Source organism: Roseibium sp., assembly GCF_050301095.1.
Taxonomy (GTDB): Bacteria; Pseudomonadota; Alphaproteobacteria; order Rhizobiales; family Stappiaceae; genus Roseibium.
This window is the reverse complement of record NZ_JBNKYW010000213.1, coordinates 1-15659: the sequence shown is the minus strand read 5'-3', so window position 1 is coordinate 15659 and position 15659 is coordinate 1. Positions and strand designations below refer to the sequence as shown.

Genomic DNA, 15659 nt, shown 5'->3' with positions numbered 1-15659 from the left:
GTGTAGGCCCACAGGACAAGCGGCTGCATCAGCATGATCACGCCGACCGCGATCAGAATGGATGCGAGCATTTCCCAGGCACCGCGGCGGAAGCGGACAAGACCGCTGACAAACTCGTTCATTTGCGTACCGCTCCGAAGGTTATGCCGCGCAGCAGATGCTTGCGAAGCAGGATCGTGAAGACCATGACCGGCACCAGGAACAGCGTCGCGCCCGCGGCGACCGCCGGCCAGTCCTGGCCGCCGACACCGATGATGGTCGGGATGAAGGGAGGCGCGGTCTGGGCCGTGCCGGAGGTCAGAAGCACCGCGAAGGCATATTCGTTCCACGAGAAGATCAGGCAGAAGATGGCGGTCGAGGCGATGCCGGTGGCCGCCTGCGGCAGCACCACCTTGTAGAAGGCCTGGAAGCGCGTGTAGCCGTCGATCAGCGCCGCTTCCTCGTATTCACGCGGGATCTCGTCGATAAAGCCCTTCAGCAGCCAGACCGCCAGCGAGATATTCACAGCCGTATAGAGCAGGATCATGCCCAGATGCGTGTCCGACAGGCCGAGCGTGCGGAACATCAGGAAGATCGGAATGGCGACCGCGATCGGCGGCATCATCCTTGTCGACAGGATGAAGAACAGGAGATCGTCCTTCAAAGGCACCTTGAACCTGGAAAAGGCATAGGCGGCAAGCGTTCCGAGGAACACCGACAGGAAGGTCGAGCCGAAGCCGATGATGACGGAATTCAAAAACCGCTCGCCGTAGCGCGAAGGCCCTGCGATGACCATGTCGCGGTCACGGACGATTTCCTCATACCAGGTGGCGGGCGGCGGCAGGGCTTCGAGCTGCTCCGGCGACACCCGGGTGCGTGTTGTGAAGAGGTTCACGTAGCCTTCCAGGGAAGGTTCGAAAACCACCTTGGGCGGATAGGCGATGGCGTCGACCGGTGACTTGAATCCCGTGGTCAGGATCCATACCAGCGGCAGAAGCGTGATGATGGCGTAGGCGATGACCAGCGTGCCAGCCACCCACTTCTGCCGCGAAGACGGTTCTGTGATGGAATAACTGCTCATCTTTCCTTCACCTTGTTAAGGGCCTTGACGTAGATCGAGGCGAGACCGAAGACGGTCACGAACAGGATGATCGCGTAGGCGGAGGCATAGCCCGTGCGCCATTTCTCGAAGGCTTCGCGTTTCAGATTGATGGAGGTGAGTTCGGTCACCGAGCCCGGTCCGCCGCCGGTGAGCTGCACCACGAGGTCGAACATCTTGAAGTTCTCGATACCCCGGAACAGGACCGCCAGCATGAGGAAGGGCAGCACCATCGGCACGGTGATCGTCCAGAACTGGCGCCACTTGCTGGCCCGGTCGATTTCCGCGGCCTCATAGATATAGTCCGGGATCGACCGGAGCCCTGCCAGGCAGATGAGCATGACGAAGGGTGTCCACATCCAGGTATCGACAATCACGATCGCCCAGGGAGCGAGCGACACGTCGCCGATCATCTGGAACGAGGACGGGTCGATGCCAGTGAAGAAGGACACGGCGTAATTGAAGAGGCCGATCTGTGGCTGATAAAGGAACGTCCAGAAGTTGCCGACCACGGCCGGGGACAGCATCATCGGCAGCACGATCAGGGTGGTCCACAGATCGTTGCCCTTGAACTTGCGATTGATCAGCCAGGCAAGCGTGAAGCCGATCAGCACCTGCAGGACGATGGTCCAGAACAGGAAATGCGCGGTGGCCTGCATCGTCAGCCAGATGTCGCCGTCGGTCAGGATGCGCTCGTAATTACGCAGGCCGATGTAGTCGATCTCGCGGTTCGGCCGGTTGGCGCGGAAATTCGTGAAGCTCAGGTTGATCGTCCAGATCAGCGGGAAGATGTTCACCGCCAGAAGGAGGAAGATCGTCGGCCCGACGAAAAGCCAGGCAATCGTGCGGTCGGATAGACCCTTGATCTTCGTGGCGACCGCAGGCGGTGTCGCCTTTGCAACACGGTCGATGGGGGTCACGGTCATGGTACGCCCTTTTTGGGATGCGGAGAGAGAAAGACCGGCTTGCCGTGGCGGCCGGATCGCCTGGCAGGATGTGCTGTGCCAATCGCCGCGGAGCCTTCAGGTCCGGCCGGTCTTCCAGTTGCAGACGCCCGGCTTGGAACCGGGCGCCCATCATCGTGTGCGGATCACAGCTTGCCTTCGTCCTCGAAGGTTTCCGTCCAGTCCCCGATCAGCTTGTCGAGGGCTTCCTTCGCGGTGCCCTGGTCGGCCACCACATAGTCATGAAGGCGCTTTTGCATGGCTAGCAGCAGTTCGGCATAGGCCGGTTCCTGCCAGAAATCCTGCACCCCATCCATCGCCTGCAGGAAGTCGGCCGCAAAGGGCGCGCTTTCCGGGAAGTTCGGATCGTTCAGGACGCTGAGATGGCAGGAATAGCCGCCGAGATCCCACCACTTCTTCTGAACGGACGGCTGGGCGAACCACTTGATATATTCAAGCGCCGCGTCCTTCTTGTCCGAATAGGAGACCACCGAGATCCCCTGCCCGCCGAGAGTGGAGGCTTCCACCTTCTCGCCCGGGTTGACGAAGAAGCCGATCTTGTCGCCGCCGACATCAGGATCGGCGTAAAGGCCCGGGAAGAAGGCGAACCAGTTCATGGCCATGGCAACCTGGCCGGACTTGAAGGCGTCGAGCGACTGCTCCATGTAGCTGTCGGTGTAGCCCGGAGGCGTACCGGTCTTGTAGAGCGTCTTGTAGAACTCGAGACCGGCGACGGCATCCGCTGAATTCACCGCGCCTTCCATGTCGTATTTGCCCGGCGTCATCTCGTATTTGAAGCCGAAGGGATACATGGCGCTGGTCGCGCCCATGGTGATGCCTTCCGAACCGCGTTCGGTGAAGATGGCAGCGCCGTAACGGGTCTGGCCGTCGATCTCGCGCCCCTGGAAGAACTGGGCGATGTCCAGCAGTTCCATCTGGGTCTTCGGCGGTGCCAGGTCGCGGCCGTATTTGGCCTTGAAGGCCGCCTGGATTTCCGGCTTTTCGAACCAGTCCTTGCGGTAGAACCAGCCGTTGGCATCCCCCATGGCCGGCAGGGCGTAATAGTTGGGCGTGCCCTTCGGCCAGGTCGAATAGGCATAGACGGTCGCGGGCGCGAAATCGTCCATGCTGATGCCTTCCTTGTCGAAGAAGTCGTTCAGCTTGACGTAGTGGCCGTTTTCCGCGCCGCCGCCGATCCACTGGCTGTCACCGATCAGAAGATCGCACAGCTTTCCGCCGGAATTCAGCTCGTTCAGCATGCGGTCGGCGAAATTCGGCCACGGCACGAATTCGAAGTTCATCGTGTGACCGGATTCGGCCTCGAATTCCTTGGACAGCTCGACAAGGGCGTTGGCCGGATCCCAGGCCGCCCAGCACAGGGTCAGGTCGTCAGCCTGCGCCCTGGAAACAGACAGTCCGCCAACCGCGACGAGTGCGGTGGCCGCGAAAAGACTCGCAGTTTTCATGGGTATAATCCTCCCGAAATAGAAGCGCGCCGGCGCATGCCGGGCGGCAGCACTCCTCCAAGTGCAGCAAAACCCTATTTGACATACGTATGTCTAGTCAATCAAAAAACTGACATACGTCTTTCTTTTTAAGCCGCAGCATATCCCTACGCACGACCGCATACGAAATAAAATATTGTTTTTTCTAATGTTTTTCCAACAAACGCCAGAGCAGACGAACGTTTCTAATACAGATTTTCCCGGATGATGATTTCGATCCGGATCTGCTCCTGAGCCTCGAAAATGGTCGTCCCGTCACATTTTGCCCGCAACACCCGCAGAGTGCTGCGCACGAGATGACCGACGTTCTGGGCTATGACCGCATCGATATCGCCGTCCAACAGGGCCTGGCGCGTGACGGAGGTGAGATCGTGAGCAATCACGACCAGTTCTCCGGCCACACTGTTTTCCTTCAGCGCATCCAGCATGGCGGCATTGCCCGAGCCCATGGAATAGACTGCCTTGAGGTCGGAATGGGTTGCGAGCGCATGCGAGAGCGTTTCATGGATCCGTTGCGGATCGTCGTAAAACTCGATTGTCGGCAGCGCCTTCAGCTTCGGAAAGTCCCTGGAAAGCACTTCGTCCAGGCCGAAGCGCCGCTCGATGCTGTCGCGCGCCACCATGGAATTGGTGACGACGAGAATGCTGCCGGTCTCGTTGCGCAGAAACTTGCCCAGCAAAGCGCCCGCGGTCTGGCCGGCCGAAAAGTTGTCGATGCCCACGAAGTGATGGCATCTGGTGTTGGGAAGATCGGAAACGAAGGCAACCACATAGATGCCGGCGCTCTTGATATGCGCAATGGCATCGCGCACCTGCGGCGTTTCCGGCACCATGATCGCCACGCCATCGAGGGCGTCAAGATCCAGCGTCCTCAACCGGTCGACAACCGCATGTGGATCCGCCGCGTTGACCAGTAGGATTTCCACGCTGGCCCGGTCGATAACCTGCGTGCCGGAAGCTTCCTGCACGGCCGCGACAATCGTCTCGACAAAATGGTTCGCCCCCTCCGGCAGCACGAAAACGAACCGGTACTGGCGCTGCCTGGCGAGGTTGGCGGCGTGGGTATCGCGGACATAACCGAGTTTCTCAACCGCCGCCCGGACGCGTTCGGCGTTTTTCGGGCGGACATCCGCGCGGCCATTCAGAACCCTGTCGACCGTCGACAGGCTGACACCGGCTTCGCGCGCAATATCATGAACGGTTGGTTTGGCCATTCCACCTCCAGGGCCGAATACTCTGCGCACTCAACTGACATACGTCAATCAAGGAACCTTCCGGCGGGATTCGCCGGCGCGCCGGTCCGGAGCTATCCAAGCCGATGTAAGCCGATTCAACACCGGACGCAACTGCGCCCGCACACGGCTTCCAGCCGCAAAGATGCCCGGCAGGATCTGCAGTTTTGCGTCAACCGGGCCTTGACGAATCCATAACTCACGGGCTATGAGTTTAATTCATAACCGAGGGATTATGAATTTCCATGGAACAGCAACACGACATTCTTTTCAGGACACTTGGCGATCCCACTCGGAGGGGGATCTTCGAGCGGCTGTGTGCCGACGGCGAACAGACGGTCGGTGCGCTGACCGCCGGCGCTGGTGTTTCACAGCCGGCCGTTTCCAAACATCTTGGCATCCTGAAACAGGCCGGGCTCGTCCAGGACCGCCACGAAGGCCGCAAGACCCATTACAGCGCAAAGGTCGAAGCACTGGCACCTCTTGTCGACTGGACGAAGAGAATGAACAACTTCTGGCATGCCCGCTTCGATGACCTGGAGGACCTGTTGAAGAGGATGGATCAATGACCACCGAAACCGAAACGCTGTCCGTGATCGTGGAGCGGGAAGTGGCCTTTCCGCCGGAGAAAATCTGGCGTGCCCTCACCCAGCCGCACCTGATCGCGGAATGGCTCATGAAGAGCGACTTCAGGCCGGTCCTCGGCCACCGGTTCGACCTCAGTGCCGACTGGGGCATCGTGAACTGCGAGGTCCGGGAGGTGGAGCCCCACCGATCGCTAGCCTATTCCTGGGACACCAAGGACCTCAGAAGCATCGTGACCTGGACGCTGACGCCCACGGAAAACGGTACGATCCTGCGCATAGAACAGCAGGGCTTCGAACCACATCAACGGCCCTATTTTCAGGGCGCCACCGCCGCCTGGCCGCGTTTTGTGGATGCCATGGAAAAACTATTGGCCGGCCTGGACTGAACACAGCCTGAAACAATCGAGGACATATGACAGCCACACTGAAAGACCCTGCCGGGTCCGGCGGGGACGACCGGCCCGCGCGCTCCCCGTCCCAACAGATCGACCACCGCATCGCCGAACTCGCAGACTGGCGCGGGGAAGTCCTTGCCCTGGTCCGCGGGATTGTCCTGCAGGCAGAACCCGAAGCCATCGAAGAATGGAAGTGGCGGGGTGTTCCGGTCTGGTCGCGCAACGGCATGATCTGTACCGGGGAAACCTACAAGAGCGCCGTGAAACTGACCTTTCCCAAAGGCGCTTCGCTTGAGGATCCCGCGGGGCTTTTCAACTCCAGCCTGGAAGGCAAAACACGGCGTGCCATCGACATCACGGAAGGCGAGGAAGTCAATGTGGCCGCCCTGTCAGCCCTCATCAAGGCGGCATCGGCCCTGAACACGAAGCTGGTTGCAGAGCGGGCTGTAAAGAAGAAACCGGCACCCCGGACCAAGAGGAAATCATCATGACCTGGAATATTCTGATACGCAGGGTTCACCGCTGGCTCTCGCTTGCCTTTACGGCAGCTGTCATCACCAACATCGCTGCCATGGTCATCCCGGGACAGGAAGCAACCGCAATGTGGATCGGTTTGCTTGCGCTTGTTCCCTTGATCCCCCTGCTGATCACCGGCCTTTACCTGTTCGTTCAGCCTTTTGTCCGGAGGCGAAATTCGGCCTGACAAGATCCCGGCGAGGAGCGCATGCCAAGGATATCCGCAGCACAATTCGGAACCGGACTTGCGATCGGAGTGCCCGGCCCGATACTTTGAGCCCCTCATTCGATGGCACCTCAGAAGCAAACCGGCCCATATGTATGCATGAAAAGACGAATGGCTGGAAAAACCTCTCCTCCAGTGAGTAGCATGGCCTTCCGGCCACTCGACCAACGGACCTGATTTCATGCCATTCATCAGATGTCTGACCGCGCTTCTTTTCTGTGTCTGGTCAGGCATTGCTTTTGCCGAAGAAAAACAGACGGATGACGCTCCGGACTACGTGGGATCCGCCACTTGTGCGGGTTGCCATGAGGCGGAAGCCGCGGCATGGCAGTCCTCGCATCACGCCAAGGCGTGGATGGAACCGGGCCCGGACACCGTCGATGGCGACTTTGGCGGCGTCACTTTCACACACAAGGGCAAGACCACTCGCTTTTTCACCAGGGACGGTGGCTATTACATCGAAACCACGGATGTTCCGGGCGAACGGAAGGCGTTCCGGGTCGCGGGTGTCGGCGGCATCACGCCGCTGCAGCAGTATCTGGTGGAGACGGAACCCGGAAAGCTGCAGTCCTTCGATGTCGCCTGGGACCAGATCCAAAAGCGCTGGTACCACATCTACGGCGACCAGGCCCCGCCGCCGCATGACGGCCTGCACTGGACGGGTCCCTACAAGACCTGGAACGCCCGCTGCGCTGAATGCCACGCCACCGGCTTTGAAAAGAACTACGACGCGACCACCCGCAAGTATTCCAGCCGGCAGGCGGAAATCAGCGTCGGCTGCGAAGCCTGCCACGGCCCCGGGGAAGCCCACACTGCCTGGGCCCGGGAGCCCGAAGCCTATGCAAAAAGCCCCTTCCCCGGCACCGGCCGCACCGGGCTTCCGGTTGATTTCTCGCAAGGACTTCAGACAACGGAAGTCGAGCAGTGCGCCGGCTGCCATTCGCGCCGTGAGGCCCTTCTGGACGGCAATCCGTTGCCCGGAACGCCTTTCCACGATGCGTATCGTCTCTCGCCGCTGCGTCAAGGCCTCTATCATGCAGACGGGCAGATCCTGGACGAGGTCTATGTCTACGGCTCGTTCCTGCAATCGAAGATGTTCGCCAACGGAGTGCGCTGCTCGAACTGTCACGACCCCCACAGCGGCCAGTTGATCGCGGAAGGCAATGCGGTGTGCACGCAGTGCCATTCACCCTCGGCCAACGAGGCTTTTCCGGCGCTCACCGCGAAGCTCTATGACGATCCGTCCCACCATTTTCACGAGCCAGGAACGCCGGGGGCCGAGTGCAAGTCCTGTCACATGATCGAGCGGACCTATATGGGCATCGACGGTCGGAGAGACCATTCGTTCCGTGTTCCGCGCCCGGACCTTTCGGCGAAACTCGGCACGCCCGATACCTGCAACGAATGCCACACGGAAAAATCCGCGTCCTGGGCGGCAGACGAACTTGAAAAGCGGTTTCCAAACAGCAGCCATCGCGGTTCACACTTTGGCGAGGTCTTTGCCGCGGCCCGCCAGAACACAACAGGCGCAATCGGAGACGACCTTCTGGCGGTCGCCAAGCAGGGCACTTTTCCCGGCATCGTCCGCGCCTCCGCGCTTGATCTGCTCATGCCCCGCGCCACGCCTGAAATTGCTTCCGAGGCGGCTGCCCTGATCGGCGATCCCGATCCACTTGTGAGAGCAGCGGCCGTGGCGCTGCAGCAGCAGGTGCCCCCTGCCGAGAAACTGCAACGGATCGTGCCCGCCCTCAGCGATCCCGCGCAGTCCGTCCGGGTTGCCGCCGCGCGGCTCCTCATCGGCGCTCCGATTGCCCACATGCCGGACAAGATGGCGAAAGCCGCAGCCAGGGCGAGCGGCGAGTGGCAGAAGTCTCTCCAGAACAAGGCAGATTTTCCGGAAACCCATCTTGTCAGCGGGGGACTTGCGCTCGTCATGCGTCGGCCCCAGGTGGCCGTTCGGGCGTTCGCGGAGGCGACGCGCCTGGATCCGCAACTTGTCAACGCCTGGGTCATGCAGGTGCGTATCCGGATGGCGGTCGGGGACATGGGCGGCGCGCAGCTGGCGCTTCAAAGGGCGCTCCTGGCAAACCCCGGCGACCCGAACCTTCAGGCCTGGCGGCAGCAGCTGGCGCAGTGACGTTTTGCAGGCCCCTGCGCGTGCAAGGGTTTCGTGATATCCATCGGCAGAATCGTTTTTCCGAAGGATCCTTTTCATGAACGCACCGTTCCCCTGGACCAGGGCCACCGCAGAAAGCCGGCTTGAGGCGTCCCTAGAAAGAGCGGCCTCCGACCCGGCGGCTGCGGCCGTCTTCATAAAGTGTCTGGAGGAACGCGCGCGCCGCCAGGCAAAGGCTGCTGCGGCAAAGGACGGCCCGTTGGCCGGCACCCTCATCAGCGTTAAGGCGCTGTTCGATATCGCAGGCGAAGTGACGACGTCGGCAACAACGGTCCTGCGCAACGATCCGCCCGCAAAGACGGACGCTCCGGCGGTTGCCCGGCTGGATGCAGCCGGCGGCGTTTTCGTGGGGATCAGCAACATGTCCGAATTCGCCTATTCCGGCCTCGGGCTGAACCCCCATTACGGCACACCCCGGAACCCGGTCTATCCCGGCTGCGCGCCGGGCGGATCCAGCAGTGGCGGTGCCGTTTCCGTCGCGCTCGGCCTTTGCGATATCGCCATCGGCAGCGACACCGGCGGCTCCTTGCGCATTCCGGCGGCCTTTACCGGTATCACCGGCTTCAAGCCGACACAGGCCTCCGTGCCGATGGCCGGCGGCAAGCCGCTCTCCGACAGTCTCGACAGTTTCGGTCCGATGGCCAGAACCGTCGCTCAGTGCGAACTTGCCTGGCAGATCATGGCAGGCCATGTTCCCGCTCCTTCCACACCGGCCCGCACCCGGCTGGTCGTTCCGGCGAACTTCGGTTTCGACGAGATCGAGCCGCAGGTCGCGGCAGGTTTCGAGGCTGTCCGCAATCAGCTTGTGGAGGCCGGGTTCGAGGTCATCGAGAAAGACCTCGCCTGTATCGACCTCTACCAGCACATCCCCCCCTGGCAGATGACGTCGGTGGAATCGCGTGCCTATTACGAGGATCATTTCCGGGCCTCGCCCGATCAGTTCGATTCACGGGTCCACTCCCGCATGGCCCGCGCCGACGAACTCACCGCCGTCCAATACCGGCAGACACTCAACCGCCGCGCCGCGTTCATTGCCGCTTTCAGGGATGAGCTCGGGGACGACATGCTGCTGCTTCCGACCACACCGACCCTGCCGCCGAAGATCGAAGACCTCGCCGACGACGGCACTTTCAATCACCTGAACCTTCTCGCTCTGCGCAATCCGTCGCTTGCCAATGTCGCCGATGCCTGCGGCATCGCCCTGCCTTTTTCCCATGAAGGCACAGTCCTGAGCGCCATGCTGATCGCCGCCGGAGGCCGGGACCAGGCCCTGCTTGCTTCCTCAAAGGCGGTGGAAGAAGTCCTGACCGGATTGAGCTAGACCAAGAGAAGGAGATTTCAATTGCGTGCGATAACCTATAACCGGTTCGGACCGGCCCAAGACGTATTGACCCTTGAGGACCTGCCGGTGCCGTCCGCCGGTCCAGGGGAAGTGCTGGTCCGGCTGGTCACCTCGGGCGTCAATCCGTCCGACATCCGTGCGCGTGCCGGAGGCAGGCCGGGCGTCACCAAGCCGCCCTTTCCGCAGATCATCCCGCACAGCGACGGCGCCGGTATCATCGAGGCCGTCGGCGAAGGCGTACAGGCCCAGCGGATCGGTGAACGGGTCTGGATCTGGAACGGCCAGTGGCAGCGGGCCTTCGGCACCGCGGCGGACTATATTGCCGTGCCGTCGGATCAGGCTGTCCCGCTGGCCGAGCATGTCTCCTTCGAGGAGGGCGCGGTACTGGGCATTCCCGGCCTTACGGCCTGTCACGCGGTGCTGGGGGGCGGCTCCGTCGAAGACAAGCTGGTTCTGGTCAGTGGCGGCGCGGGCACCGTCGGCAATCTTGCCATCCAGGTCGCGGCCGCTTCCGGAGCGCGCGTGCTGGCAACGGCGCGCGGAGAAGACGGCCTGAAGGCAGCGAAAGACGCCGGGGCGGAGCAGGTCTTCGACTATTCCGATGACAACCTTGCAGAAAAGATCCTCGACTGGACCGGCGGCAAGCTTGTCGAGCGGATCGTCGAGGTAGAATTCGGCAAGAATGTCGAAACCAGCACCCGGATCATCGCCGAACGCGGCACCATCGCCGCCTATTGCTCCGCAAAGGACATGACACCGGTGATGCCGTTCTACCCGCTGATGTTCAAGGCGGTCACCATCGACCTTGTTCTGGTCTATATCCTGTCCGCCTCCCAGCGGCAGGAGGCCATCGGCAATCTGACGGCCCTCCTCGACCGCAAGGCGCTCGATTTCCGGGTCTCGGAGGCACTGGAGCTGGAGGACTGCGCAAGGGCCCATGACATCATTGCCGCCGGTGACAGGGCCGGATCCGTCGTCCTGAAGATCTAAAGCCATTTGCCGCCCGCCCCGCGACGGGGCGGACGGCCAAATGCCCTGACGGTCAAGCCAGCCGGTCTCCCAGCCGGGATGCCAACCGTTTCAGCGCCGCCCTGTTGCGGCTGGTAACCGTCGAGCGTTTCCAGCCGTAAGTCCGGCAGACCTCGGAAAATTTGCCGCCGCCGGCCTTGCACATGATTTCAAACTGCAGCGCCCGCCGGCTGTCGCAGTCCTCGACCTCGGCGAACCAGGTCAGGGCCTCCTCGGCCCTGCTGATTTCCCTGGGGTGAAAGGTCCGGCGCCGCCGGGCGATCCTGCCCTTGTACTCCGGCCAGGCCGTCAACACGTTGCGCGGTCCGTCCACCTTGCCAACAACAGCGATCACCTCGACGGCTTCGATCAGGCGGTTGAAAATTTCTTCAGGCGTATCCGGGATCAATACGGAAGCTCCAAAACAGAATGAGTTGATAATCTTCAAGTGGGTTATGAACCGCGGCCAGCCGCGACAAGCGGCTTGCTGAACGCGGCCATTTTCCCGTTCCTTTGCAAGCCTTCCCGCTAGGCCGCTCTCTCGGCCCTCCGTTCCGCCATCAACCTGTCCAGCTCATAGGAAATGAGGACGGACAGGGTCAGGGTCGGCGCTCCGGGATTGATACGCTTGGCCCGCTCCAGCAGCGCTTCCAGGTCGAGCCTGTCGAACGCCTCCAGAAAGTCCCGGCGCTCCACCCATTCCGGCTTGTTCGCGGCCAGCCACGACACCGCCGTCAGGCAGGGCGCGGACCAGTTGCCACGGTTCTTCTCCGTATCGATCAGGCCGAAGACCAGGCGCAGGTGCCCGGCGCCGTGTTTCTTCAGGATCGTCTGGCAGGTCCTGCGCGCCTTGGACTGGTGCCGCCCGCCGGCGCGGCGCGTGTGATTGACGAAATGCACACCGAATTCCGCCGCGATCCGATCCACTTCTCCGCCTGATGCCATCAAGAGTTTCCTTTCTGCCCGAGCCCGAGCGTCTTTTCCCGCACGCCCCCTTGCAGGGAGGCAAATGCCGCTTCGGCCCGGTCCCGCGCCGACCTCGGCAATTGTTCATGATTTGTTCTTTTCGATGTTTGCCTTGAAACTCGCCTCTTCGTGGCTTCGTCTCCGGCCTCCGCTATTCCGCCCGGCCCCGTCTGACCACCGCCGCGCTTCAGCTGCCGCAGCTCCAGGGTAAGCAGCCGGTTGCGGGCCTTTTCCAACGCAAATTCATCCTCAAGGCGCACACTCGGACGCTCCGCCTTGATCCGGCAAAAGGCGACCCGTTCGCGGGCTTCCTCGATTTCGTCCTTCAACTCACGCATGAAATTTTCTCCCGCTGCCGCCCCTGCGACCGACTGATCCTTCCGGCTCCCCCCATACCGGGACAAACGGACGATGCAGTTGTTCGGCAACTGTCGAGGTCCGTTTTTCATGACACTTCGCGGTTTTCATCTACTCTCCAACGTTTCAAACTCTCCACTTGCAATTCGTACGTATTTTGCGTATGAATGTCAACGTGGAAATCATACGTTTGTACTGATATTACGTATGTAACGTTAACAGGACCGGCTGACAGACCCATGGACGAGAGCACACAATCCGTCGTATCCAGGCAGCTTTCGGAGCTGAAGGACCGCTGCGGCCTTTCCATCCGCGCGATTGCGCGGGAGATGGGCTATCAGAACGCCTCCTCGATCCAGCGCTACTTCAGCCAGGACTATGCGAAGCCCGCCCTGCCGGCCGATTTCGTCGCCAAGCTCCTGCCTGTCCTGGTCGGCAAGGGAGATCCGCTGATCTCACGGGAAGAGGTGCTGGCACTGGCACCGGAATCCCTGACCGATCTCGATGCGGCAACGGTACCTTCGCGGGCCACCGCCCCCCTGGAAATCAAGGGCCAGGTGGCTGCGGGCCTGTGGATGGAAGCAGGTCTTTTCGCCTCCGAGGCGTCTCAAAAGGCAACCTTTTCCGGGGATCTCCGTTATCCTGTCAAATCCCAATACCTTTTGCAAATCAACGGTGAAAGCCTGAACCGCATCGCCCGGAACGGCGATTTCGTTCTGTGCCTCGACTATCTTGAGGCCGGCATCGAGATCAAGTCCGGCGACCTTGCCGTCGTGGAACGCTCAAGGGACGGCGGCCATACGATCGAATGCACCGCCAAACGCGTCATCCGGCACAACGGCGAAATCGAGCTGCGTCCGGAATCCGACGACCCGCGATTTCAGGAACCGATTATCTTCAACGAGCACGACGAAGAAGCCACCGAAGTGCGCATCAAGGCCAAGATCCTGAGCGTCATCCGGCAACTCGACTGAAACCGCACCCAGCTTTTTCATTTTTCATTTGCCTGGTCCAGATGCTGCGGCGTGCAGAAACGCCCGCCGCGGCAAGTCCATCCGGGCGCACCTGGGCCACGCACCCCTATCATACGCATATCGCATACACACATTATTCAATTAATTGACTTGTACGCATTTTGCGTATACTCTTTTCTCGTTATTGAAGGGAGTAATTGATGCCTTTGAACCTCGACACGTCGTTTTTCTCGGTCGTCTGCGAACTCGGCGGCGACCTCTACGTGCCGGAGACCGACCTGCAGGACATGACGTGGAAGCGGATCGTCGCGGACATCCGGAGCGGCCAGTTCGAGCGTGTGAAGGCGGTGCTGGAATTCAACCCTGCGGAAGGCTGGTGCAACGACGTGACGGGCGACGTAATGACCGCCGCTTTTCCCGCTGAAGAGGTCACGGCGACTGACCGCCGGGAGATTAACTGGTCCGATTACCGCTCGGAATGCCTCGACGGGCGATTAGCAGGCGTTGCGGTGACGGTCGCCGCCTGAAGGCCCCGCCACCCGGATGGAAACCGCGCCGCATCCGACGCCAGCAGCCCGGCCCCGGCAAAAAGCACGAAACCTGATTTCCCATGAGAAGCAAACGCCAAGTATCCGGACTTGATGGCAGATGCCTGAAAACCCCACCTTTGGCCCAACAAATTATAATTAATATCTTTATTAATAAATTATCGAGCTGCAGCACCTTCTATCACAACACATTATAAAATAACAATTTTTGCTTGATCGATCAGCTCTCTAACTGGAATTCCGCGATATCAGCCACCCCATTGACTCCTGCAAAAAGTATTATTAGGAGAATCTTGGTCCAACAAATAGACGTGTTTCTCAATTTGAGATGTGTACTGGGATGGAGACGGATTTGGGTGAGGTTTCAGGCAATACCGGTCCGATTGGAGAATCAGCTGTCGACAACGTCGTGCAGCAAATTCGCGATCTGATCGCAAGTTCCAAACTCAAGGTCGGAGACAGCCTGCCAACGGAACGCGATCTTTGCGCCCAGTTCAATGCAAGCCGGAATACCGTGCGCGAGGCGATGCGCATCCTCAAGGCCTATGGTCTTGTTGATGTGCGGCCGAAAATCGGAGCCACAATTACCGACAATCGCATGTCGCGGGCCTTCGAACTGTTTTCCTTCAACACGATGGAACTTTCCCGCAAGACCTTCAGCGACGTGCAGGCTCTGCGAAGCTTGGTCGAGGTGAGTTCCGTCGAAAACATCCTCGACCGCCTGAAGGACCAGGACCTGGACGACCTGAGCGAGATCAACGAGAAGTTGGCTGAAAACCACGACCTGAATGAAGCTTCCGAGATCGACTACGCCTTTCACCTGCGTCTCGTTTCGATCCTCGACAACGCCGCAATCCTTGATGTCTACGCCGTCATGAAGCCCGTGATTCTGCGGATCATGCAAAAGGGCAAGACCCGCAGGACGTTCATGACCGACACCTTCAGCGAGCACGAGGAAGTCGTCGAGGCGCTCGCAGCGCGCGACCGGCTGGCCTTCCAGTACCGGCTGCGCAACCACCTGATGTTCGGTTCCAGGTTTTTCAGCGAGGAGTTGGAAATGTCCGATTGAACACCGGGCCCTTAAGGCCTGGAACAAAGCGGAGGCAGGGAGCGCCGACCAGCCGCGAGGAACCGCTAGCGGGCGCAGCAACGGGAGGAAATGTAATGAATACCATGTTGAAGCTGACGACAGCCCTGTCGGCGCTTGTCGTGTCGGCAAACCTGGCATTTGCCGGACCGCAAGACGTCTCTGGCCCCGGCGTCGAACCAGGCTGTTTCGCCCCCTGGTCCGAGGACACCAAATTTCTCCAGTGGGACGCCAAACCCGGCCCCTACCGGATAGCGGTCGTCAACGGCTTCGTCGGCAATACCTGGCGCATCCAGATGATCAAAACGGCAAAGGCCTTCGCCGAGGATCCGGCGATCAAGGACAAGATCAAGGAATTCAAGGTCGTCTCCACGGGTACGGACGCGCCCGCTCAGCTGGGTGCCATAGAAGACTTCATCAACCAGGGTTACGATGCGATCGTCACCATTGCGGTGTCGCCTGACGGTTTTGACCGCGTGATCCGGCTCGCCGACAAGAACAACGTGGTCATCGTGCCGTTCGACAACGTTCTCGACACCGACAAGGTCATGCAGGTGAACGAGGACCAGCTGGCCATGGGCCGGACCTGGGCGGAATTCGTGCTCAAGGAACTGAAGGCGGAAGGCAAGACCTCCGGCAAGATCCTGGAAGTCCGCGGCCTGCCGGGCAACTCGGTTGACCGCGACCGGTCGATCGGCATCCATGAAGTCCTCGATGC

18 protein-coding genes are annotated in these 15659 nt (G+C 60.6%); 11 read left to right on the top strand and 7 right to left on the bottom strand.

The window, feature by feature from the left end:
* Positions 1-118: 118 nt before the first annotated feature.
* The 4 genes from ACQY7U_RS19025 to ACQY7U_RS19010 all read right to left on the bottom strand — a co-directional run bounded on the left by ACQY7U_RS19025 (position 119) and on the right by ACQY7U_RS19010 (position 4741).
* Complete coding sequence (locus ACQY7U_RS19025) at positions 119-1060, bottom strand: carbohydrate ABC transporter permease (RefSeq protein ID WP_428647827.1); 942 nt, start codon at positions 1058-1060, stop codon at positions 119-121.
* On the bottom strand, positions 1057-2004 hold the full coding sequence (locus tag ACQY7U_RS19020; protein ID WP_428647824.1) for a carbohydrate ABC transporter permease: 948 nt from the start codon (positions 2002-2004) through the stop codon (positions 1057-1059). Before ACQY7U_RS19020 ends, ACQY7U_RS19025 begins: the two co-directional genes overlap by 4 nt.
* A gap of 164 nt (positions 2005-2168) precedes the next feature.
* Positions 2169-3494: an ABC transporter substrate-binding protein gene (locus ACQY7U_RS19015; protein WP_428647830.1), complete on the bottom strand. Its 1326-nt coding sequence runs from the start codon at positions 3492-3494 to the stop codon at positions 2169-2171.
* Positions 3495-3712: 218 nt separating this feature from the next.
* A complete protein-coding gene (locus tag ACQY7U_RS19010; RefSeq protein WP_428647821.1) occupies positions 3713-4741 on the bottom strand; it encodes a LacI family DNA-binding transcriptional regulator in 1029 nt (342 codons plus the stop codon).
* A gap of 263 nt (positions 4742-5004) precedes the next feature.
* On the opposite strand from ACQY7U_RS19010, the gene ACQY7U_RS19005 reads away from it, so the two are divergent.
* The 7 genes from ACQY7U_RS19005 (at position 5005) to ACQY7U_RS18975 (ending at position 10991) form a co-directional block, all read left to right on the top strand.
* Complete coding sequence (locus ACQY7U_RS19005) at positions 5005-5328, top strand: ArsR/SmtB family transcription factor (protein WP_428647818.1); 324 nt, start codon at positions 5005-5007, stop codon at positions 5326-5328.
* On the top strand, positions 5325-5732 hold the full coding sequence (locus ACQY7U_RS19000; RefSeq protein ID WP_428647815.1) for an SRPBCC family protein: 408 nt from the start codon (positions 5325-5327) through the stop codon (positions 5730-5732). Before ACQY7U_RS19005 ends, ACQY7U_RS19000 begins: the two co-directional genes overlap by 4 nt.
* A gap of 26 nt (positions 5733-5758) precedes the next feature.
* A complete protein-coding gene (locus ACQY7U_RS18995; protein ID WP_428647812.1) occupies positions 5759-6232 on the top strand; it encodes a DUF1801 domain-containing protein in 474 nt (157 codons plus the stop codon).
* The gene (locus tag ACQY7U_RS18990) at positions 6229-6444 is read left to right on the top strand and encodes a hypothetical protein (protein ID WP_428647809.1); all 216 of its coding nucleotides are present in this window, start codon (positions 6229-6231) and stop codon (positions 6442-6444) included. Before ACQY7U_RS18995 ends, ACQY7U_RS18990 begins: the two co-directional genes overlap by 4 nt.
* A gap of 220 nt (positions 6445-6664) precedes the next feature.
* Positions 6665-8620: a multiheme c-type cytochrome gene (locus tag ACQY7U_RS18985; protein ID WP_428647807.1), complete on the top strand. Its 1956-nt coding sequence runs from the start codon at positions 6665-6667 to the stop codon at positions 8618-8620.
* A 76-nt stretch (positions 8621-8696) separates the two neighbouring features.
* Entirely contained in the window at positions 8697-9980 is a 1284-nt protein-coding gene (locus ACQY7U_RS18980; RefSeq protein WP_428647804.1) for an amidase family protein, read from the top strand.
* A gap of 21 nt (positions 9981-10001) precedes the next feature.
* The gene (locus ACQY7U_RS18975) at positions 10002-10991 is read left to right on the top strand and encodes an NADPH:quinone reductase (protein WP_428647801.1); all 990 of its coding nucleotides are present in this window, start codon (positions 10002-10004) and stop codon (positions 10989-10991) included.
* Between the two features lie 52 nt (positions 10992-11043).
* Here the strand turns inward: ACQY7U_RS18975 and ACQY7U_RS18970 are convergent, their stop codons facing one another.
* The 3 genes from ACQY7U_RS18970 to ACQY7U_RS18960 all read right to left on the bottom strand — a co-directional run bounded on the left by ACQY7U_RS18970 (position 11044) and on the right by ACQY7U_RS18960 (position 12313).
* Complete coding sequence (locus ACQY7U_RS18970; RefSeq protein ID WP_428647798.1) at positions 11044-11418, bottom strand: DUF6362 family protein; 375 nt, start codon at positions 11416-11418, stop codon at positions 11044-11046.
* Between the two features lie 119 nt (positions 11419-11537).
* Positions 11538-11954 carry a hypothetical protein gene (locus ACQY7U_RS18965; RefSeq protein ID WP_428647795.1) on the bottom strand — a complete coding sequence of 139 codons (417 nt, stop codon included), beginning with the start codon at positions 11952-11954 and terminating at the stop codon, positions 11538-11540.
* On the bottom strand, positions 11954-12313 hold the full coding sequence (locus ACQY7U_RS18960) for a hypothetical protein (protein WP_428647793.1): 360 nt from the start codon (positions 12311-12313) through the stop codon (positions 11954-11956). Before ACQY7U_RS18960 ends, ACQY7U_RS18965 begins: the two co-directional genes overlap by 1 nt.
* Before the next feature lie 258 nt (positions 12314-12571).
* Between ACQY7U_RS18960 and ACQY7U_RS18955 the strand changes: the two genes are divergently transcribed.
* The 4 genes from ACQY7U_RS18955 to ACQY7U_RS18940 all read left to right on the top strand — a co-directional run.
* Entirely contained in the window at positions 12572-13306 is a 735-nt protein-coding gene (locus ACQY7U_RS18955; protein ID WP_428647790.1) for a LexA family protein, read from the top strand.
* A gap of 200 nt (positions 13307-13506) precedes the next feature.
* A complete protein-coding gene (locus tag ACQY7U_RS18950; protein WP_428647787.1) occupies positions 13507-13833 on the top strand; it encodes a hypothetical protein in 327 nt (108 codons plus the stop codon).
* A gap of 373 nt (positions 13834-14206) precedes the next feature.
* Complete coding sequence (locus tag ACQY7U_RS18945; RefSeq protein WP_428647785.1) at positions 14207-14923, top strand: FadR/GntR family transcriptional regulator; 717 nt, start codon at positions 14207-14209, stop codon at positions 14921-14923.
* Positions 14924-15018: 95 nt separating this feature from the next.
* Positions 15019-15659: substrate-binding domain-containing protein (locus tag ACQY7U_RS18940; RefSeq protein ID WP_428647782.1), on the top strand; the 641-nt coding region annotated here is incomplete at its 3' end.